General features: G+C 42.0%; 13 protein-coding genes. 8 read left to right on the top strand and 5 right to left on the bottom strand.

What is annotated here, in order from left to right; genetic code table 11:
• Positions 1–160: 160 nt before the first annotated feature.
• From argS to AAEY97_RS09895, 6 genes are all read left to right on the top strand, one after another.
• Complete coding sequence (argS, locus tag AAEY97_RS09920) at positions 161–1906, top strand: arginine--tRNA ligase (protein ID WP_101087706.1); 1746 nt, start codon at positions 161–163, stop codon at positions 1904–1906.
• A gap of 2 nt (positions 1907–1908) precedes the next feature.
• The gene (locus AAEY97_RS09915) at positions 1909–2508 is read left to right on the top strand and encodes an SPOR domain-containing protein (RefSeq protein WP_350998538.1); all 600 of its coding nucleotides are present in this window, start codon (positions 1909–1911) and stop codon (positions 2506–2508) included.
• A 170-nt stretch (positions 2509–2678) separates the two neighbouring features.
• Positions 2679–3203 (top strand): ATP-dependent protease subunit HslV, encoded by a 525-nt coding sequence (gene hslV / locus AAEY97_RS09910; RefSeq protein WP_101087708.1) that lies wholly within the window; start codon positions 2679–2681, stop codon positions 3201–3203.
• A 25-nt stretch (positions 3204–3228) separates the two neighbouring features.
• Positions 3229–4554: an ATP-dependent protease ATPase subunit HslU gene (gene hslU / locus AAEY97_RS09905; RefSeq protein WP_101087709.1), complete on the top strand. Its 1326-nt coding sequence runs from the start codon at positions 3229–3231 to the stop codon at positions 4552–4554.
• Positions 4555–4728: 174 nt separating this feature from the next.
• Positions 4729–5115: a gamma-butyrobetaine hydroxylase family protein gene (locus AAEY97_RS09900; RefSeq protein WP_011639181.1), complete on the top strand. Its 387-nt coding sequence runs from the start codon at positions 4729–4731 to the stop codon at positions 5113–5115.
• A 127-nt stretch (positions 5116–5242) separates the two neighbouring features.
• A complete protein-coding gene (locus AAEY97_RS09895) occupies positions 5243–5464 on the top strand; it encodes a hypothetical protein (protein WP_350998535.1) in 222 nt (73 codons plus the stop codon).
• Positions 5465–7188: 1724 nt separating this feature from the next.
• On the opposite strand, the gene AAEY97_RS09890 is transcribed toward AAEY97_RS09895, so the two are convergent.
• Positions 7189–7968, bottom strand: a complete 780-nt coding sequence (locus tag AAEY97_RS09890; protein WP_350998532.1) for a helix-turn-helix domain-containing protein — start codon at positions 7966–7968, stop codon at positions 7189–7191.
• A 131-nt stretch (positions 7969–8099) separates the two neighbouring features.
• Here AAEY97_RS09890 and AAEY97_RS09885 point away from each other — a divergent pair, with 131 nt between their 5' ends.
• The gene (locus AAEY97_RS09885; RefSeq protein WP_350998530.1) at positions 8100–8459 is read left to right on the top strand and encodes a hypothetical protein; all 360 of its coding nucleotides are present in this window, start codon (positions 8100–8102) and stop codon (positions 8457–8459) included.
• Positions 8460–8608: 149 nt separating this feature from the next.
• Here the strand turns inward: AAEY97_RS09885 and acnB are convergent, their stop codons facing one another.
• Positions 8609–11206: a bifunctional aconitate hydratase 2/2-methylisocitrate dehydratase gene (gene acnB / locus AAEY97_RS09880; protein WP_350998527.1), complete on the bottom strand. Its 2598-nt coding sequence runs from the start codon at positions 11204–11206 to the stop codon at positions 8609–8611.
• Between the two features lie 402 nt (positions 11207–11608).
• Here acnB and hxpB point away from each other — a divergent pair, with 402 nt between their 5' ends.
• Positions 11609–12268 carry a hexitol phosphatase HxpB gene (gene hxpB / locus AAEY97_RS09875; protein ID WP_350998687.1) on the top strand — a complete coding sequence of 220 codons (660 nt, stop codon included), beginning with the start codon at positions 11609–11611 and terminating at the stop codon, positions 12266–12268.
• Between the two features lie 625 nt (positions 12269–12893).
• Here the strand turns inward: hxpB and AAEY97_RS09870 are convergent.
• The 3 genes from AAEY97_RS09870 to lpdA all read right to left on the bottom strand — a co-directional run bounded on the left by AAEY97_RS09870 (position 12894) and on the right by lpdA (position 21560).
• Entirely contained in the window at positions 12894–15158 is a 2265-nt protein-coding gene (locus AAEY97_RS09870; protein WP_350998525.1) for a patatin-like phospholipase family protein, read from the bottom strand.
• A gap of 108 nt (positions 15159–15266) precedes the next feature.
• Positions 15267–19730 (bottom strand): EAL domain-containing protein, encoded by a 4464-nt coding sequence (locus tag AAEY97_RS09865; RefSeq protein WP_350998523.1) that lies wholly within the window; start codon positions 19728–19730, stop codon positions 15267–15269.
• 399 nt (positions 19731–20129) lie between these two features.
• Positions 20130–21560, bottom strand: a complete 1431-nt coding sequence (lpdA, locus tag AAEY97_RS09860; protein ID WP_101087717.1) for a dihydrolipoyl dehydrogenase — start codon at positions 21558–21560, stop codon at positions 20130–20132.
• Positions 21561–21603: the final 43 nt, after the last annotated feature.

The following is a 21603-nucleotide window of genomic DNA, read 5'->3' as shown; positions in this document are numbered from 1 at the left end:
CAACGGACCCTATATCTGTCATAAACTTCGCTTAGGTTGATAATCAGCATAAAAAAACCAATATTTCCGTTAAAGCAGATAGCAATCACCCCCCATAAACGGCTAAAATATGCGGTTCCGTCATGTCATTCATTTAACGAATTAGTGCAAGCAAACGCCCATGAAATCACATATTGAATCTTTACTAGAACAAACCATCGAATCCTTCAAACAGCAAGGAATTGTGCCGGCTGATTTTCAAGCTCGCATTCAGGTCGATCGCACTAAAGATAAAAGTCATGGTGACTTAGCGACTAACCTTGCAATGATGCTGACTAAAGTTGCTAAAAAGAACCCGCGCGAATTAGCACAGCTTATTATTGATACCTTGCCAGCATCGTCTTATGTGGCCAAAGTAGAAATTGCCGGACCAGGGTTTATTAACTTTTTCATTGATGACAATGCATTAGCTAATCAACTACAGCAAGCACTGACGAGCGACCATTTAGGAGTGGCTTTACCGACTAAGCAAACTATCGTTGTCGACTATTCTTCGCCAAACTTAGCCAAAGAAATGCACGTCGGTCACTTACGCTCAACCATCATTGGTGACAGCGTCGTGCGCGCACTCGAGTATTTGGGCCATAAGGTCATTCGCCAAAACCACGTCGGCGATTGGGGGACTCAGTTTGGTATGCTGCTGGCGTTAATGGAAGAGTTACGCGCAGCTAATGGCGAACAAGCCAAAATGGAATTGTCTGACTTAGAAAGTTTTTATCGTGCTGCTAAAGTACGTTTTGATGAGTCTACAGAATTTGCCACTCGCGCTCGTCAACTTGTCGTCGCGTTACAATCAGGTGATGAATACTGCAATAAGCTATGGCGCGAATTTAACGACATCTCATTAAGCCATTGTCATGATGTATATAAGCGTTTAGGCGTTAGCTTAACCCGCGCAGATGTTCACGGCGAAAGTGCCTACAATGCAGACTTAGCCCAAGTAGTTAAAGATTTAGATACCCAAGGCCTGTTAAGCGAAAGCAATGGCGCTAAAGTGGTATTCCAAGAAGCGTTTCGTAATAAAGAAGGCGAGCCTTTACCGGTTATTATTCAAAAAGCTGATGGTGGCTATTTATACGCCACCTCAGATCTTGCCGCCATGCGTTACCGCTCAAACGTATTAAAAGCCGATCGCGCCATGTACTTTGTCGATTTACGTCAAGCCTTGCACTTCCAGCAAGTGTTTAGCCTTGCCAAACTGGCTAAATTTGTTCGCCCTGAAATGTCGCTAGAGCACACAGGCTTTGGCACCATGAATGGTGAAGATGGTCGTCCATTTAAAACACGTTCAGGCGGGGTGGTTAAGTTAGTCGATTTACTTGACGAAGCCGATGTTCGCGCTCTTGAACTGGTTCGCAGTAAAAATCCAGATATGGATGAAGCTACCCTCACTGAAATTGCTCGCGTAGTCGGTATCAGCTCAGTTAAGTATGCAGATCTGTCCAAGAACCGTACCAGTGATTATATTTTCAGTTTTGAGCAAATGCTTAGCTTTGAAGGTAATACTGCACCTTATCTTCTTTATGCCTATACCCGCGTGGCAGGTATTTTTAAACGTGCAACAGATATTGATCTTAGCCAAGCTAAGATTGTGCTTGAGCATGAAAAAGAAAAAGACTTAGGCACTAAACTGGCACAATTTGGTGAGGTGTTAACTCGCATGACAGACAAAGGCTTACCGCATGTATTATGTGGTTACCTGTATGAGCTAGCGAGTGAGTTTTCGAGTTTTTATGAAGCTTGCCCAGTGCTTGCTGCCGAAACTGAAGCACAAAAGCAAAGCCGTTTATTGCTTGCACAATTAACCGCTAAAACCTTAAAAACGGGCTTGTCGCTACTTGGCATTGAAACCCTAGAGCGGATGTAATCATGAGTCGTGACTACGCAAATCGCAAACCTCGTGCGGGCGCAAAAGCCCGTGCGCCACAACGAAAAAAAGCACCTAAACGCTCTTTTCCTTACTTGGCTGTTTTTGTGATACTCACCTTAGTCATAGGTTTTGGTTATTTCTTATGGTCCATTAATGGCAGCTCCGACTCATCGGTCGAATCTGAGCCAGCTCAACAACCTAAAAAGAAAACGCTATCAACCACGACCGTAGAAGCGCCAAAAAAAGTGGTCAAGAAAGATCCTAACGCACTGCCACCTAAGCCGCAGGAAGAATGGACTTATCTGGAAGAGCTTGAAAACAAGCAAGTGGAGATAGACTTACCTGAAACAGGTGTAGTGTCTAGTGGCATCTATCAAATGCAATGCGGATCGTTTAGGCAAGAGTCGCAAGCAAATGAAATGAAGGCCAGAATTGCCTTCCAAGGTGCTGAGGCACAAGTGCGCCGCAGCGAAGGTACCAATGGCGTGTGGTATCGCGTGGTATTAGGACCCTATCCGAACAAGCGCGATGCGGAACATAATCGTCATAAGATGCAGAACGCAGGGTTAAATGGCTGCATCATTTGGTTGTGGGAATAACGCTGCTCGTCTGATATTGCTGTATAAATCACTTTAGCCCTGTTCTCTGCAACAGGGCTTTTTGTTGTCCATCGCTTGATATCTGTCATTTTGTCCCCATATCCATTTTATCAATCAACAATTGCATTCACCCTAATGACCCGTTGATGTATTAGTGAAGAGGATTTACCGTGACTACTATCGTATCCGTACGCCGTAATAATCAAGTTGTCATCGCTGGTGATGGCCAAGTGTCTCTAGGCAATACCGTGATGAAAGGTAATGCACGTAAAGTGCGCCGCCTATACCACAATAAAGTATTAGCCGGTTTTGCTGGCGGTACTGCCGATGCATTTACTCTTTTTGAGCGTTTTGAAACCAAGCTCGAAATGCATCAAGGCCATTTATTAAAATCTGCCGTAGAGCTTGCCAAAGATTGGCGTAGCGACAAAATGCTGCGTAAGCTCGAAGCTATGCTGGTCGTAGCGGATACTGAAACATCATTAATTATTACCGGTAATGGCGACGTTGTTCAGCCAGAATATGACTTAATTGCCATTGGTTCTGGCGGAAACTATGCTCATGCATCAGCCTTAGCATTACTGCAAAATACTGAGTTAAGCGCAGAAGAAATAGCAGAAAAATCACTGACGATTGCAGGCGATATTTGTGTATTCACCAACCAATTCAAAACTATCGAAAAGTTAGACTACTAATTCGAGCGTTAATAAAGGAACAGTTATGTCTGAAATGACTCCACGTGAAATTGTTCACGAACTAGATGCACATATCATTGGCCAACAAAATGCCAAACGCTCAGTAGCCGTTGCATTGCGAAATCGCTGGCGCCGGATGCAACTTGAGCCAGAACTTCGTCATGAAGTCACGCCAAAAAATATTTTAATGATTGGCCCAACAGGTGTCGGTAAAACTGAAATCGCCCGTCGTTTAGCCAAATTGGCTAACGCACCTTTTATCAAAGTTGAAGCGACAAAATTTACCGAAGTGGGTTATGTCGGTAAAGAAGTGGAACAAATCATCCGTGATTTAACCGACTCAGCAGTGAAAATGACTCGCGAACAGCAAATGAAAAAATGCCGTCATCGCGCCGAAGAAATGGCCGAAGAGCGTATTTTAGATGCCTTATTACCTAAGCCAAAAGATGACTGGGATACCGACAAAAAAGATGACTCTACCACCCGTCAGGTTTTCCGTAAAAAGCTGCGCGAAGGTCAATTAGACGACAAAGAAATTGAGATCGATGTTGCTGCGCCTCAAGTCGGTGTTGAAATCATGGCCCCACCAGGCATGGAAGAAATGACCAATCAGTTACAGGGCTTATTTCAAAATCTTGGCCAAAGCACCTCTAAACGCAAAAAGCTTAAAATCAAAGATGCTTACAAGCAGTTGGTTGAAGATGAAGCGGCAAAGCTAGTCAATCAAGAAGACTTAAAAGAACAAGCCATCGAGCTGGTTGAGCAAAATGGTATTGTGTTTTTAGACGAAATCGACAAAATTTGTAAGCGCGGCGAAAGCTCAGGCCCCGATGTATCCCGTGAAGGTGTACAACGTGACCTACTGCCATTAGTGGAAGGCTGCACAGTTTCTACTAAACACGGCATGGTTAAAACCGACCACATTTTGTTTATTGCTTCTGGTGCATTCCAGATGTCTAAACCGTCTGATTTAATTCCAGAGCTTCAAGGCCGTTTACCGATTCGTGTTGAATTAGACGCCCTTACCGCTGCTGATTTTAAACGCATTCTAACAGAGCCATTTGCCTCACTCACTGAGCAACATGTCGCCCTGATGAACACCGAAGGCGTCACCATAGAGTTTACTGAATCAGGTATTGAGCGCATTGCAGAAGCGGCATGGCAAGTGAATGAGCGCACCGAAAACATTGGTGCACGCCGTTTACATACCGTGATGGAAAAATTGATGGAAGAGATTTCATACGAAGCTTCTGAAAAGTCGGGTTCTAAATTTGTCATTGACGCTGAATATGTCAATGACCACCTAGATACCTTGGTACAAGATGAAGATTTAAGCCGCTTTATTTTATAACCATTATTTGAATCAAGCGCCCTCCCATTTGGTTATTATTAATTGGAGGTCTCGTGACTTTTGGTTTATGAATAAACATCACGAATGCAGGTTACAACAATAGGATTAACAGCAAAATCGCGTATGATGATAATCTGCGATTTAGCGTTAATCCTTTTTTTTATAGGTATTCCCATGACCCAATCAACGCCTACCGTCACCGGCATTAAGCTTAAGCGTCAATCTAAGTTACTCGAAGTGACCTTTGATAACGACCAAACTTACAACATCAGTTGTGAAATGCTCCGAGTATTCTCGCCATCTGCTGAAGTGCAACGTCATGGCGACCCAATATTGGTTACCCATAAGAAAGCTGTAAATATCAAAGCGCTCGAACCTGTTGGCCACTATGCGGTAAAAATTACCTTTGATGATGGTCATGATACTGGCTTGTATTCTTGGCAGGTGCTACATAACCTGTGCAGTAATCAAACTGAATTATGGCAACAGTATTTAGCCCGATTGCGGGCAGAGAAAGGCTCACGAGAACCACTGATTTCAATGAATATTAAGTATTCATGATGACGGTACGTTTTAACGATAGACGTTAATTTCAACACTATATTTGCATAACTTTACTCATTGCGATCAGCAATTGACACTCAAACGATTATGCTTAGTCATAGTCTTCACTCGTATCGAGGTGTGTATGAAACAGTCAATTCAATTTCCGATGATTAAAGTGTTATTGGTCGGATTCGCTATTATCAGTTTAAGTGCCTGTGCCCCACGTGCTCATCATGGACACGTAAAAGCACCGAAAAATAAGACTGCTGTAACTAAAGTGATCGTTGTTAAACCAGCGGCATATCGCGTCGTTAATGTTAATAACGTTCATCAAAAGGATGTTGTTATCATTCGAAAACGTTAAATGACTCTACTATAAGTGCCAGCTATTTTGCTGGCATTGTTGAATAATGAACTTAGTTAACTCGTGTTAACAATGGCCTGCAGCCACTAACGTCGTGGCGCTTCGCCCACACCAGACCAAGTGCTAAAGTTGCATTTCTGGCAATAAATTTAATCCAAATAAATCTCATTAACCTCGTCATCCCGGCAATGCTTTTGAGCCGGGATCCAGGTGTTTCGTTATGCTTAGCACTTATCCCTGATGGCATACGGCCACTAAGGTCGTAGCGCCTCGCCCACACCAGATTTTTCAAACTTCGTTTGAATTAAGATCGCAAGGTTCCACCCTGCACCGGCCAAAAGGGGATCAACAGCAATCCCCTCTTGGATCACCCTTGCCGTTCCGGCAACATTTTCGCTATTTAACCAAACAACAGCAGCGAAAAAATTGCGACGGAAATGGCTCTAGCTTTTGGCCTCTGTTTCGTGTTCTTCGGACTTATTTGAAAATGCTAACGCTTCAGATGGGGCGTCCCTTCCCCTCTAAAGCTAAGCTCACATCCATGTGAGCTTCACGCTATTTTCTTCAACATCCTCAATAATATGAAACCTGAAAGAGTTTAATCAGTTCTAAACTTTAAATAACTGACAACCATAAATAACGTTAATCGAAGAGATAAAAATCACAGATTTAGATGAGTCTGCGAGTATCCAAAGCATGGAGGTTTTGGATACGTCCACATGGATGCTAATTTTTACATCAAGAGTCGGCGTCTCGCTGAATTATCTACACGATGACCTGCGACTGGCAATTGGTTAAATTGAATTTTTGGACTGCTATTTTAGAATCAACTTCAGGAATGGGGATGAAACCATAGATATCATAATTACTATAAACGTTATCCTTTAAGTACAACTATATTGTTCCATACTCGGAACAAGCATTCTATGCTGTGCGAAAGCACTTTTATATGTTTAAATTTGCCATCGGTAAACTCATCGGAAGAGGTGATATAAATGAAATTTAACCACAAGCTTACTCAGGCAAAACTGAGTGCTGTAACCTTATGCCTTGGGGTTTCATTTGGTATGTCTTTACTTATCGGAAGTACAGATCCTTTTATCGGTCTTATGTTGGGCATAATAACCATCGGAGTTTATATTATGATCTTATCGGGGAAATGGCATTCGAAGAACAAATAAATGATTTTACATCCCAAAAATGTCAGCATTTAATTTAACGTCGTTTGTCATCGGCTTCGGCCCATTTTTCAATAAAGAGTGTAAATGCTAATGCTTCCGATGGTACATCTGATGTGGACGGATTCACGAATATCGTGATGGCAGGAAACTAAAGAACGACCTTTTTACAGCAAAAGCTAGCCTGACTCTAATAACTAGAATGCCTTGAAGCACAAGGATGTACGTTAAAGGTCTGCCAGGCTCAAACATCCTGTTGTAAAGAGTCTTCAACGTCCTTAAGCTCAATGGTATCAATTGCCTGCAGATGATATGTAAATGAATATCAACATTATCAAACTCACATCCTTATCCCAGATGATTTATTCCGACTATTATCTCCAAGATTGTTTATAGGGACCACATTTAAAGCTAGGTCGCAGCTGAGAGAATACCCGCTCTGAACATAAATTGTTATATTGTCGCCCTGCACACACCATTGATGTTATTTAGCATTAGCCTCATAAAATAAATCTAAAAAGTGACATTATCAAGCGATCGACTCTTCTACAGGCTTTTTAGAAATTGCTCTGTTTGTGCATTTGCAGGATAGTAATGCTCCATCAACAATTCCGAGGCTGTTATGTCTAACGGCGTACCAAATGAAGTCAATGTAGTTAAAAAGCGCAGCGTTTTACCAGAGACCACTATGTCTAAATAGATAAAAGGTTCAGTCGACACGATAAGTGTTTTATCCGCTAATAAATTCGCTACGCCAGGATATTGATATAAAGATTGGATCAATTCATCATGACGTTTAGGGGCGTATTGATTCTCCAGATTCAAGCGTTGCAAAGTTGTTTTAGCCACTTCCTGCCAGTTGGTAATCACATGACGTAAACCATTAGGGTGCATTAGCCAGTGAGCAATATTATCCAACCAGATACATTGCGGGTTTTCAGCCTCCATTAAGGCAATTAATTTATCAAAGCCTTTATTGCGAATCACTACATTCCAGTACCAATCAACCACAATAGCTGGGAATGGTTCATGTTTGGCGACTATAAGCTCAAGAATACTCGCTACTTCCACTTTTTTATTATCGCTCAGTGGCGTACGTACATATTGTTCAGCAAAGCCTGCTAACGTGATCAGTTCATTGCGGTTTCTTAAGGGCAAACTAAGTACTTCACACAAGTTCATGACCATTTCTTTACTGGGTTTGGCGCGACCCGTTTCAATAAAACTAATATGCTTAGTACTTACGTTTGCTTCTAATGCTAAATCTAGTTGGCTCAAACGACGACTAGTACGCCAAAAGCGTAACTGCTGACCAAATTTATTCATGATGACCCTTGCTAACGTTTTATAGGACTATGTTACCGCGATTTAAATCAATGAACATTACCTCCGAGGTAATAGCTTTTATTACCTGCAAATATCAATATAGTTTACACACACAACAAAGAGTAAAAGCGATGACTAATTTTAGAGTGGCATTGTTAATATCATGGATATTAATTATGAGCATAACGGCTTACGCTACCGTACAAGCCGGTCCTAATTGGCCCGCTATCTATTTTGGAGATTTATTTTTAGGTAATCCTTGGCGCCAGCAGTTTAATACTGATTTTTTAATTCACTTATTCATTTTATGTTCATGGGTGTTTTGGCGTGAAGAATCGAAACTGAAAGGGGCAATTTATGGATTTTTGAGCATTATTATGGGCGGTATGTTTGGCTTTATGTACATCCTTTATGCATCATATCAAGCAAAAGGAAATGTTAGTAAAATCCTGCTTGGTCACCATTGGCATAAGTCACAGAAAGAAACATAACTGTTTGTTTTGACAGGCTCACCGTAAATTATCTTATTGCTAAATATTACATTCTAACAAAGCAATATCTAATCCTACATAACTAAAAACCAAATAAAAATGCCAGCATTTCTGCTGGCATTTTTGATCAATTGTTAACTCGTTTAAGCTTAAAGCGCGGCTTGGAAAATCACGCTGTCGGCTTTCTTAGTGTAAGAATCGATTTGGTCGAAGTTCAAGTAACGGTAAGTATCAGCTGCTGTTGCATCTAATTCTTTAGCGTATTCTTGATACTCTTCTGCTGAAGGTAAACGACCCAATAACGCTGCTACTGCTGCTAACTCAGCTGATGCTAAGTATACGTTTGCGCCAGTACCTAAACGGTTAGGGAAGTTACGTGTAGAAGTTGATACTACAGTAGCACCTTCTGCAACACGTGCTTGGTTACCCATACATAGAGAACAACCAGGGATCTCGATGCGAGCACCAACACGGCCGAAGATGGAGTAGTAACCTTCTTCAGTTAATTGATCGCGGTCCATCTTAGTTGGTGGTGCAATCCATAAACGAGTTGGTAGCGTAGTAGCAAACTTTTCTAACATCTTACCGGTAGCACGGAAGTGACCGATGTTAGTCATACAAGAACCAACAAACACTTCGTCAATCTTAGTTTGTGCAACGCTTGATAATAATACTGCATCATCAGGATCGTTTGGTGCACAAAGGATTGGTTCTTTGATGTCGTTTAAGTTGATTTCGATAATTTCAGCATATTCTGCATCTTTATCTGCTTCCATCAACTCTGGCTTGGCAATCCACTCTTGCATCGCAGTAATACGACGTTCAATCGTACGACGATCGCCATAACCTTCAGCAATCATCCACTTTAACATCACGATGTTAGAGGTTAGATATTCAATGATTGGTTCTTTGTCTAGCTTAATGCTACAACCTGCAGCTGAACGCTCAGCAGATGCATCAGATAATTCGAATGCTTGTTCAACTTTAAGTTTTTCAAGACCTTCGATTTCTAATACGCGGCCAGAGAAAGCGTTGATTTTGCCTTTCTTCTCAACCGTTAGCAGACCCATTTCAATTGCTTTTAATGGGATAGCATGGACTAAATCGCGTAAGGTAATACCGGGTTGCATTTCGCCTTTAAAGCGCACTAGCACTGATTCAGGCATATCAAGAGGCATGACACCTGTTGCAGCAGCAAACGCCACTAAACCAGAACCGGCAGGGAACGAAATACCAATAGGGAAACGAGTATGTGAATCACCACCAGTACCTACGGTATCTGGTAGTAACATGCGGTTTAACCACGAGTGAATAACCCCGTCACCTGGACGTAAAGCAACACCACCACGGTTCATAATGAAATCCGGTAGTGTGTGGTGAGTCGTTACATCAACTGGCTTTGGATAAGCCGCAGTGTGACAGAATGACTGCATGGTTAAATCAGCACTAAAGCCTAAGCATGCTAAGTCTTTTAACTCATCACGTGTCATAGGGCCGGTAGTGTCTTGTGAACCTACAGAGGTCATCTTAGGTTCGCAGTATTGACCAGGACGAACACCTGATACGCCACATGCTTTACCAACCATTTTCTGAGCTAAAGTAAAGCCTTTATCAGAAGCGGCGATATCTTGTGGGCGAACGAATACTTTCGATGCTTCAAGACCTAAGGTTTCACGCGCACGGTCAGTAAGGCCACGACCAATGATCAACGGAATACGACCACCAGCACGAACTTCATCTAATAATACTTCGGTTTTAAGCTCAAATGTAGAGATCACTTCATCAGTGCCGTGACGCTTAACTACACCTTCATAAGGGTAGATATCGATCACATCACCGGTCTCCATTTGATCAACGTTGAGTTCGATCGGTAATGCACCCGCATCTTCCATGGTGTTGAAGAAAATAGGCGCAATTTTGTTACCTAGACAGAAGCCACCAGCACGCTTGTTAGGCACAAAAGGAATGTCATCACCCATAAACCATAACACTGAGTTAGTGGCAGATTTACGTGAAGAACCCGTACCAACAACATCGCCAACGTAAACTAAAGGAAAACCTTTAGTTTTTAACGCTTCGATTTCTTTGATTGGACCCACAACACCTGATTCATCAGGCACAATACCGTCACGCGCATTTTTTAGCATTGCTAATGCGTGTAATGGAATATCTGGACGAGACCATGCATCTGGCGCTGGAGACAAGTCATCAGTGTTGGTTTCACCAGACACTTTAAACACTGTTAATGATACTTTGTCAGCCAATTTTGGACGGTTTAAGAACCAGTCAGCATTGGCCCAAGCGTCGACAACTTGCTTAGCAAAGTCATTACCCGCTTGCATTTTTTCAACAACATCGTGGTATGAATCAAACATCAACAATGTATTTGAAAGTGCTTTAACAGATAGAGGTGCTAGTGCTGCATTATCTAGTTGGTCAATTAGCGGCTCAATGTTGTAACCACCTTGCATAGTGCCAAGCAGTTTAACAGCGTGTTCTGCGCTTAAGATAGGAGATGACACAGTGCCTTTAGCGACTGCATCAAGGAAAGCGGCTTTAACGTAAGCAGCTTCGTCTACTCCTGGTGGAATACGATTTTCGAGCAAGTCGAGGATGAACGCCTCTTCACCTGCTGGTGGTGTTTCAAATAACTTAACCAGTTCAGCCACTTGTTGTGCATTTAATGGCTTAGGGACTACGCCCTCTGCAGCACGTTCTGCGACGTGTTTACGATATGCTTCTAGCACGGCAACATTCCTCTTTGTTTGGCGCCTAACGGCGAAACTCAGCGCCACTATGGTTACGCTGATAATTCCACTGGTTCGGGCTTGAAATCCGACCTCCAGTATACTACAGCTTTATAAAAGTATGAATCAGCTCACACTCTCAGAGGTATGAAATCAACGCGATTTATCAACCTAAAAATCAATTTAGCGCTAAGTTGAATAAAATAAAATTAGACAATAGTTTGAAACAGAAGGAAAAACATTTAAATACATTAACTTATACAGTACCCGCTGATTAAACTATATACAAAAAGATATCCCCTTTTTTAGATGAAATATTTTTTAAAAAGTGTGTTTTGATTGTGTCTAATCAACAACAACGTAATAATTAACACTTTACGTTGTGCCGTTTATGGAGTCAGTATTGTGTCAAACCAAATAAAAGCCGTTATTTTTGATATGGATGGAATTTTAATCGATTCCGAACCGGCTTGGCAGTTGGCCGAGCTGACGGTGCTAAATAGCTTTGGGCTTAACCTCAGTCTTGAAGAAGTAGAGCAAACCACAGGCTTGCGTATTGATCATGTTGTTAGCTATTGGTACCAACGTTTTCCTTGGCCGAATTACGACAATACAGCTACAGCGAATACCATCGTTAATGAAGTGGTAAGCCAAATAAAAGCCAATGGTGAACCGATGCGAGGCGTTATTGAGTCGCTAGAGGCGTGCAAACGTTTAGGGCTTAAAATAGGGTTAGCCACCTCGTCATCGTCATTAATTATTGAAGCTGTGCTGCATAAGCTGGCCATTAGCCATTATTTTGATGCGATTGAGTCAGCTGAAAATCTCGATTATGGTAAACCACATCCTGAGGTATATTTAAATTGTGCTAAAGGGTTGGGCATCGCACCGGGACAATGTATGGCAATTGAAGATTCGTTTAATGGCTTAATCGCCGCGCGGGCAGCCAGTATGCAAACCGTGGCAATTCCTGCGCCTCACACTGCTACACAAGCTAAATGGGTGATTGCCCATCATCAGCTAGCTCACGCAGGATTATTACCCGCGCTGCTAGAGGCCTAGGCCGCTACGCGGATAGTCCGCTGCGCTTCTAGAGCGGACTTCGTCCTGCTAGGGACAGTTTCGCTGCGAGGACGATAACAAGCGATAACAGCGAACGCTGCGCTCACGGATAGGGCACTCTAGGCTTTTGGCTCGATTGTTATCTCTCATCATCGCTTGCCACCGCTCGTCACCAAGATTTTATAGCCTCTAGCAGCGCAGCGTCCTAGCCTCTAGGCTTTTGGCTCGATGGTTATCTCTCGTCATCGCTTGCCACCGCCCGTCACCAAGATTTTATAGCCTCTAGCAGCGAAGCGCTCTAGCCTCTAGGCTTTTAGCTCGATTGTTATCTCTCGTCATCGCTTGCCACCGCCCGTCACCAAGATTTTATAGCCTCTAGCAGCGAAGCGCTCTAGCCACTAGGCTTTTAGCTCGATTGCTATCTCTCGTCATCGCTTGCTACCGCTCATCACCAAGATTTTATAGCCTCTAGTAGCGAAGCGCTCTAGCCACTAGGCTTTTAGCTTTTAGCTCGATTGTTATCTCTCGTCATCGCTTGCCACCGCCCGTCACCAAGATTTTATAGCCTCTAGCCGCGTAGCGTCCTAGCAGCGAAGCGCTCTAAGCTTTTGGCGTAGTAGACGGCCTAAAAGTTTTTACCAACAAATAAATAGAATGCTGTTTCACCGCGATCGGTAAAACCAAAACCTAATGCTGCCGGGCCCCAGTCGGTATCAGTACCTAAATACAAACTACTGGCGTAAATCAAATCATCTAAATCGACATCATCACGATCAAACCACACATTACCGGCTTCAAGACTGGTGCCTAAATACAAAGGCAAGTCGGTGATCAGTACATCACGGCCGAGATCATATTGATAAATCACGGCTCCAAACACTTTATGTGCACCAATTAAGGTGTCTTTACGGAAACCCGACAAATTCAAGAAGCCGCCTAAATCTGCCACATGCAAGGTAAAGTTACCGTCATTCTCAACAGTTGCCAGTTCCATCTTACCTACAATGGCGTGATTTCCGAGTTTCAACGCACCTTTCCAATCTGCTTCAAATTGCCATGCTAAGTCATCACTAAAAGTCGTATCGACATTGCTTAGTCCATTGTAGGATTCATCTCTTAAGTAGCTGACAAAGGTAATTCGATTACCTTCCGTCGGGAAGCTAATGCTGTTTAGGCTGTCGTAGGCCACTTTTAAATAGCCACCCGTGGAATGATAATCTAGTGAATCAACCGAGCCAAATTCACTGCTAACCCGACCATCTTCGCCGACAAAGCCTAATTCGATAATACCATCTGAATCAAAGTTATAGCCGATACCTAAAACGATTTGAGCAACATTATTTTCGAGTTCTACATAACGGCTATCTTGATCAATTAAATCCCAATCTTTCATTTCATACTGGAATCGCGCTAGGCTATAAAATGTTTGATCACGGTCTAATGGTTGATAAAACTCAGTGCCGACTAACTTTTTATACCCCAGTTCTAATTCGTTACGCCACTCACCACCATTTTCAGTTAAGTCGGTCATGGTGTAAGCCAAACTGAGTGTAATAGCCGAATCTAAGGTGAAATCATCTTCCCAGTTAAAGCCTGCTTGAAAGTAATTCGGCCCCCATGATTTGGCTCTGGTGGTAATGGTTAGAATTCGGCCCTGTTCAACATCTTCAAACTCGGCATCGACACGCTCGAATTTATTCAGTGAATACACTCGATTTAACGCTAAATTTAACTCTTCTTTGGTCAGTACAACGCCTTCGGTAATCCCTAAACGCTCACGCAGTAATTTTTCACTGACTTTTGATTGATTATCGAAAGCAATTTTATAAATGGGTTTTTTAAGCGGATCGATCCACAGTAAACTTTGTTGTAATTTATCCGCTTGATAAGCTAAATAGTCTTGCTCACTAATACCAAGCGCTTCCAGCTTCACTAACTCTAAATTGGCGGCATTTTCACCTAATTTGAGCGCTAATGGCATGATTGAAAAATCAGTGGTGCTTAGGCTATCAATGGCGGGACGAATGAGGATATCGCTAGAAGTCAGTAAGGTTTTTTGGCGAGCTGTGCTCGCTTGAGTCAAAATAGTTGAAAGTTGCTCTAAAACCGCAATGGTACTGTCTAAATGTTCTTGTTTGGTCAGTGCGGAACCAATATCGACGGCAATGATGATATCTGCCCCCATGGCTTTTACCACATCGATAGGCATATTATTGGCAATTCCGCCATCAACCAGTAAACGACCGTTAATCAATGCTGGCTGCAATGCACCTGGAACGGTGGCAGATGCTTGCATGGCTTGTACTACACTGCCGCTGGATAACACCACTGCTTCACTGGTTGCTAAATCCGTCGCCACCGCTCGGTACGGAATCGCGAGTTCATCAAAGTCACCAAACTGTTCAACCAAACCCGTGGAGTGGCGCAGTAATTGAGACATGCTTTGGCCACGTAACAAGCCACTAGGTGAGGTTAAGCTATTATTGTTATAACCCACGGTCAGTGGAATATTAAACTGATCACGTTGCTGTTTATCACGGTAGCTTAATTTATCGCGCGGAATGGTGTCTGAGTAGCCTTTAGACCACTCACCACTAAGCATTATTTCTTCTATTTGATCGGCGTTATAGCCTAACGCGTACATGCCAGCAACATAAGCACCAATACTGGTACCCGCAATGTAATCAACAGGAATATGATATTTTTCAAGTACTTTCAACACACCAATATGAGCAGCACCTTTTGCCCCGCCGCCACTCAGCACTAAGCCAATAGTGGGCCTTTCTTTAGCGGCTTTTTTTGCAGCATAGACAGGTTGCACTACTAGGCTAAAGCAAATATAGCTAGCCAAAAACCAGGTAGGTAAGTTAAGGCGCAAAATTTGTTGCATAAATCATTCCGAAAGTAAGTAAAAACAACTTATTCTAACAAAATTTAATCAATACCCATACTAATGGATAGCAGTAACAAGATTACCCTGGCATCACTAATGAACTCATCATTCATTAATCCCCATTTGTCGCTTAATATCGAGCTCAAGTTCGGCTTTGGGCATCGGCTTGGCAAAATAATATCCCTGAATAATATGACAACCACGCTTAACGACTTGTGCAAGTTGCTCAGATGTTTCAACACCTTCAGCCACGACTTCAAGCGATAGGTTACGTGCTAATTCAATAATACTGCTCACAATGGCTTGATCGGCTTGATGGTTGTCAATATGAATTAAAAACGAGCGATCTATTTTCAGAATATTGACTTGGAATGAACGTAAATACGCTAGCGACGAATAACCTGTACCAAAATCATCTATAGCAACATCAATACCTAACTGCTCTAACGCGAGTAAATGCTGGCTGGCGATAGCAATTTCTTTCATCAATACGCCTTCGGTAATTTCTACCGACAAACATTTAGCAGGCATGCCAGTTTGATGCAATGTCGCGGTTAAAAAGTCGATAAAGTCTGGCTGTCTGAAATGCATTGCAGACACATTAACCGACACTTTTATGTCGCTTTGGTATCGCTGATGCCAATCTGCACCGTCGAGACAAGCTTGAGTTAGCACCCAACGATCAATCTCAACAATCAAACCACAGGATTCTGCAATACCTATAAACACATCGGGGTTCACCATGCCATCTTTTGGGTGCTTCCAACGAATTAACGCTTCAACGCCAACAATACTATTTTGTTGGTTAACATCTATCTGAGGCTGGTAATACAATTCAAATTCATTGCACAGTATCGCTCGATGCAAATCAGCCTCTATGCGTAAGTGATATAAGGCTTCTGCATTCCGTTCTGCTGAATAATATTGAAAATTACCACGGCCCTCTTCTTTAGCATGGTACATGGCTAAATCGGCGTTTTTAATCAAGGTTTCTGGCGTTTGATCATCGCCAGACCAAATGCTGATACCAATGCTGGTCGAAATAAAAAATTCTCGACCGTATAATTTAAAAGGCGTTTCGATTTGTTTTAATAACTGTTTGGCAATGTGGTTAATGGTGTCGACGTCTTTTGCATCACGCAGCAAAATAACAAACTCATCACCACCAAAACGACACAATAAATGTTCTTCAGACAAACAAGACTGTAGTCGACTTGCGGCTTCAACGAGTAATGCATCACCCATACTGTGACCGTATGAGTCGTTAACATGTTTAAATCTGTCGAGGTCTAAAAACAATAACGCTAGGGTTTCTTTATGCTGTTTTGCTATTTCAATAACCTGGCCCAATCGACGCGAAAACATCGCTCGATTAGCTAAGCCGGTTAACATGTCATTGTTTGCTAAGCGGCGCAGATGTAACTCATTATGCTTACGTTCAGTGATATCAGAAAACACCACCACATAATGTAATGCCGAACCATTCATATTGAACATGGTCGATACATTGATCCAAACAGGGCATCGGCTACCATCACTACAATTAAATTCACATTCTCCGGTCCAAAAGCGCTCCTTATCGAACACATCGTCCATGTCAAAAGGTTCTACGGTCTCAAACACTAAGTCGGAAAAAGGTGTGCCGGCTAAATCACTCTTTTTAGCCGCTAGAATTAAATTAGCCGCAGCATTGCTAATTTTGATGTTCTTTTTCATGTCTAATATCAACATGCCTTCGGAAGTATTTTCAAATGCTTGGGCTAATAAATTAACCTCACTTTCAAGGGTTTTTTGTTGAGTGATGTCGGTATACATCCCTGCAGCATAAATTAATCTTCCATTGTTAAGATCTACCTCAATAGCACGGCCTTTAATTCGTAACCAATGCCACTGATGATCATGCTGATTACGATATCGATACTCGGCATCAATCATCTCGACGTTACCGTTAACAAGGTCCTGCCAAACCGATGTGATTCTCTCAACATCGTCTTGATGAATTGGGATCTCTTCTAGTTTAACGTCAATCTGCTGCTCTGGTCCTAATACACCACCGCGATTATCGAGTGACAGCACTTGTGTTGATTTATGCCACTCCCATAGGTCCGAATCGCTGCCTTTTAACGATTGACGTAGGCGTTCATCACTTTCAACCAAAGCATGATTCATTTGCTTAAACCGATGAATTTGCCGCTGTCTATATAACAATATAATGGCGGCTATCAGTAATATGCTAAAAATCAATGCGCCTTTAAATTGTTGTGAGCGCCACCAAAACTGCTTTACAGTAAATCGATATTGAAATGGCTCATTCGACCACACGCCATTTCTTTTATATAAAAGCTCAAGTGCATACGACCCAGCGCTTAAACCGGTAATATTAATCTGTGACTGGCCTTCTAATAGCACGTAATTGCCAGAGTCTGCGCCATCTTTGACCAAACGATACTGTATAGTCATTGGCTTATCATCAAGGTAATCGAGCACGGCAATTTGAAAGCTAATTAAGCTGGCACCCGGTTCGACTTGCGACAATTGACTTGGAATGAGATAAACCTCGGTATTGTTTTCATAAAACACCGACACAGATTCAAGTATCACTTTGTCATTTACAGTCCGTGGCGCCAGTTTATCGAGATCGATTAACATCGCTCCGTCTGGCGTACCGACAAAAAAGCCTTTTGCAGGGTCATAAAACTTTGCCGACTCATTAAATTCATCGGAAATAAAACCGTCTTTATGGCTAAACGAACTGACTTTACCTGTCGCCTTATTAACCTTAATAATGGCACTGGCACAGCCAACAATATGGTCTGTTTCAGTGTCCTGTAAAAAGAACACCACTTTACAATCAATCTTCCACTGTTGATCCAGCGAAATGAGCTCATCGGTTTGAGTATTGAATTGATAAATACCTTGCTGGGACGTGCCTAGCCATATAACCCCCGGCGCCACTTGCATAAGACTATTCATGGTTGGGATATTTGTAAAATCAGCAAATACATCCACTTTAGAAATATATTCACCCGTAGTGGTTAAATAGCCAAAATGTTTACTGCCACTAATCCATAAATGATCAGCATCATCCCTTAATAAGGCTTTATATAGCGTATGACTTAATGACTGCTGGCCATCTGATAAAACTTGTAACGTCAAATCAGTATTACCATCTTGCCAATAATACAATCCTTTAGTGGTGGTAAACCAAATCACATCACTCAGTAACTCGTCACGATAAATCCCAATGACGATTCTATCGTCCAGTGACTCTTTACCACCACTCCATGTCGCAAAGTCGGTACTGGCATTAGTCAATTTATTAACAACATATAAGCCACTGGTCGTGGCCAACACAAGATGCTGTGCGTTTAAAGACTCAATTCGATAAATACTGTCACTCAGTTCAAATCCTTTGGGGATTACCATGGTTGAGGTTTGGTTCTGAGTGTTAACGACAGACAAACCACCATCGGTGCCTAGCCACACCTTATCGCCTTCGCTGTATACCGACCAAACCATTTCATTATCAAGTTGATAAGGCGGCTTTTTAGAATAATCTTCAATTAAAAAATGAGGTTTACCCGCTATCACCGCTAACCCATCACCAGAGCCACCAACCCACAGTAAACCTTCAGAATCCACAGCCATATCATGAATGTAATCAATATTAGCTCGCTGTTTAAGCTCGTCATGGTATACGGTTAACTTGTTGTTTTCTGGACTCCAAAAAATCAATCCTGCTCGGCTTGAAATCCACAAGTCATCATTAAGATCTTGCTCCATTTGGTCAACATAATAGGGAATCTCAGGCACAGATTGCACCGTAAGCGTTTCGGTATTGACCTTAAATAAACCTTTCGATGTCAGCATCCACACTCGTTGTTGTCTATCTTGAAACAACTTCCTGATGGAATCATTTTTATCAGACAACGAAAATAGACCAATGAAGCTACCATCGGCTTGGTGAAGTTGAAGCTCGTGATTAGTTGAAAACAAATACTGGGAATTGTGCAATTCAAGCGCATTGCGCCAAGGTAAATTATGGTCTAAAGAATGACTTGGAGATAAAGACAATTGCTGAGAAGCATCATCAAAATAATACACTTGACCAGAATAAGCGAGTATCAGCAATCGTCCATCAAGCTGACGCTGAGTTGCCGCCACGCGAATACTGTTATTGATATTAGTCGCATCATTATCTTCAGGTTTAAGCAATAAACTGAAGTGATTATCTAAAATACTGTAAAGATATAGCGAGGAATTGGTGCCAACAAGTAAATGGTCTTGGCCAGAATTAACTACTGTTGTAATCAGTTCGTCATCAAGTACCGAATCAAAACCCACTTTATCAATACGCCTTACTTTACTATTACTAACGCGATAAAGACCTTGCTGAGTCGCCAGCCAAACATAACCATAACGGTCAAAACTAATGTCTTGAATCGTCGCATTAGCTAAGCCATCTTTGGCGTTAAAGACTCGCTGAACAATGTCTGCACTGCACGCAGGCAATACAGTAAATAAAGACAATATAAAACAGCCTAGGCTCACCAATACTGCTCTGGTCATAAATTCAGTTTATCCTTTACGTGATCAAATGCAGGCAAGCCCCACACGTAGTAAAAAACAGGCTTATCATCATCGACACATTAATCATCTTGGTGTTGTGATGGATCGGTTACTAGCCAAAAAAGTTAATATCACTTATTTTTATTGTTAACGACTTGAATGCGATTTTTATAAGTAATATTAATGTTTTAACATTATTTTAGTAGGAAAGTCACCCCCGATTGAATCATTATTCGATTCGCTTTCTATTCTGCTAAATCAACATGTTGTGAAATGCCCTATAACGTAATATAACTCACACATATTAATCATTAAGACTAGCCTAAAATATCAGAAAAAAGACAAAAAAAAGCACCCCAAAATGGAATGCTTTTTTTAAGGCTATTTAGTCAGTGTTAATTACTTCTTCTTAACCGCTTTAGGGTTAGGTAAGTCAGTAATTGAACCTTCATACATTTCAGCCGCTAAGCCTACAGACTCATGTAATGTTGGGTGAGCATGAATCGTTAATGCGATATCTTCAGCATCACAACCCATTTCAATTGCTAGGCCAATTTCACCTAATAATTCACCGCCGTTAGATCCAACAATAGCACCACCGATCACGCGATGAGTCTCTTTGTCGAAAATTAACTTAGTCATACCTTCACTGCAATCAGAAGCGATTGCACGGCCGCTTGCAGCCCAAGGGAAAGTCGCGGTTTCGTAAGCAATACCTTGCTCTTTCGCTTCTTTCTCAGTTAAACCGACCCATGCTACTTCAGGATTAGTATAAGCAATTGATGGAATCACTTTAGGATCGAAGTAGTGCTTCATGCCCGAAATCACTTCCGCTGCAACATGACCTTCATGCACACCTTTATGAGCCAACATAGGCTGACCAACGATATCACCGATAGCATAAATATGCGGTACGTTAGTACGTAACTGCTTATCAACGTTAATAAAGCCACGTTCATCAACATTCACACCTGCTTTTTCAGCAGCTAAAGACTTACCATTAGGTGAACGACCAATTGCGACTAAAACAGCATCGTAACGAACAGGTTCGGCAGGTGCATTCTTGCCTTCCATTGTTACGTAAATACCGTCGTCTTTTGCTTCAACTGCGGTCACTTTAGTTTCAAGAATAAGGTTAAACTTCTTCTTGATTTGCTTAGTGAATACACGGACAACGTCTTTATCTGCAGCAGGAATAACTTGGTCAAACATTTCAACCACGTCAATTTTGCTGCCTAAAGATGAATACACAGTACCCATTTCTAGACCAATAATACCGCCACCCATCACTAATAACTTACCAGGCACTTCTTTCAGTTCAAGTGCATCAGTTGAGTCCCAAATACGTGGGTCGTCATGTGGAATAAACGGTAATTTAATTGGACGTGAACCCGCTGCAATAATGGCTTGTTCAAACTGAACAACAGTCACAGTGCCATCTTCAGCAGTAACTTCTAAGCTATTAGGGCCAGTGAACTTACCAAAACCATTAACCACATCAACTTTACGCATTTTAGACATTCCGCCTAAACCGCCTGTTAATTGGCCAATGACTTTATTTTTAAAGCTACGTAATTTGTCTAAATCAATCTTTGGCTCACCAAAAACAACACCATGGTCAGCAACAATTTTGGCTTCTTCAATGACTTTTGCTACGTGCAATAGTGCTTTTGAAGGAATACAACCAACGTTTAGACACACACCACCAAGGGTACTGAAACGCTCAACAATTATGGTGTCTAAGCCTAAGTCAGCAGCACGAAACGCCGCAGAATAACCTGCTGGGCCTGCTCCTAGTACGACTACTTGAGTTTTGATTTCGTTACTCATGATTTCCTCTAATCTTGTTCATTCCGTGTGAAAGACGGATCGG

The sequence above is a fragment of the Shewanella sp. TB7-MNA-CIBAN-0143 genome, assembly GCF_040310065.1.
GTDB lineage: Bacteria > Pseudomonadota > Gammaproteobacteria > Enterobacterales > Shewanellaceae > Shewanella.
Note: the sequence above shows the minus strand (reverse complement) of the source record. Positions and strands in the feature narration are given on the sequence as shown.

Bases quoted from the DNA above. Each gene is read 5' to 3' on its own strand.
- hslU (WP_101087709.1), top strand. From the start codon at position 3,229: ATGTCTGAAATGACTCCACGTGAAATTGTTCACGAACTAGATGCACAT.
- AAEY97_RS09890 (WP_350998532.1), bottom strand. From the start codon at position 7,968: ATGAATAAATTTGGTCAGCAGTTACGCTTTTGGCGTACTAGTCGTCGT.
- argS (WP_101087706.1), top strand. From the start codon at position 161: ATGAAATCACATATTGAATCTTTACTAGAACAAACCATCGAATCCTTC.
- AAEY97_RS09865 (WP_350998523.1), bottom strand. From the start codon at position 19,730: ATGACCAGAGCAGTATTGGTGAGCCTAGGCTGTTTTATATTGTCTTTA.
- AAEY97_RS09895 (WP_350998535.1), top strand. From the start codon at position 5,243: ATGAAACAGTCAATTCAATTTCCGATGATTAAAGTGTTATTGGTCGGA.
- lpdA (WP_101087717.1), bottom strand. From the start codon at position 21,560: ATGAGTAACGAAATCAAAACTCAAGTAGTCGTACTAGGAGCAGGCCCA.
- AAEY97_RS09885 (WP_350998530.1), top strand. From the start codon at position 8,100: ATGACTAATTTTAGAGTGGCATTGTTAATATCATGGATATTAATTATG.
- AAEY97_RS09915 (WP_350998538.1), top strand. From the start codon at position 1,909: ATGAGTCGTGACTACGCAAATCGCAAACCTCGTGCGGGCGCAAAAGCC.
- AAEY97_RS09870 (WP_350998525.1), bottom strand. From the start codon at position 15,158: ATGCAACAAATTTTGCGCCTTAACTTACCTACCTGGTTTTTGGCTAGC.
- AAEY97_RS09900 (WP_011639181.1), top strand. From the start codon at position 4,729: ATGACCCAATCAACGCCTACCGTCACCGGCATTAAGCTTAAGCGTCAA.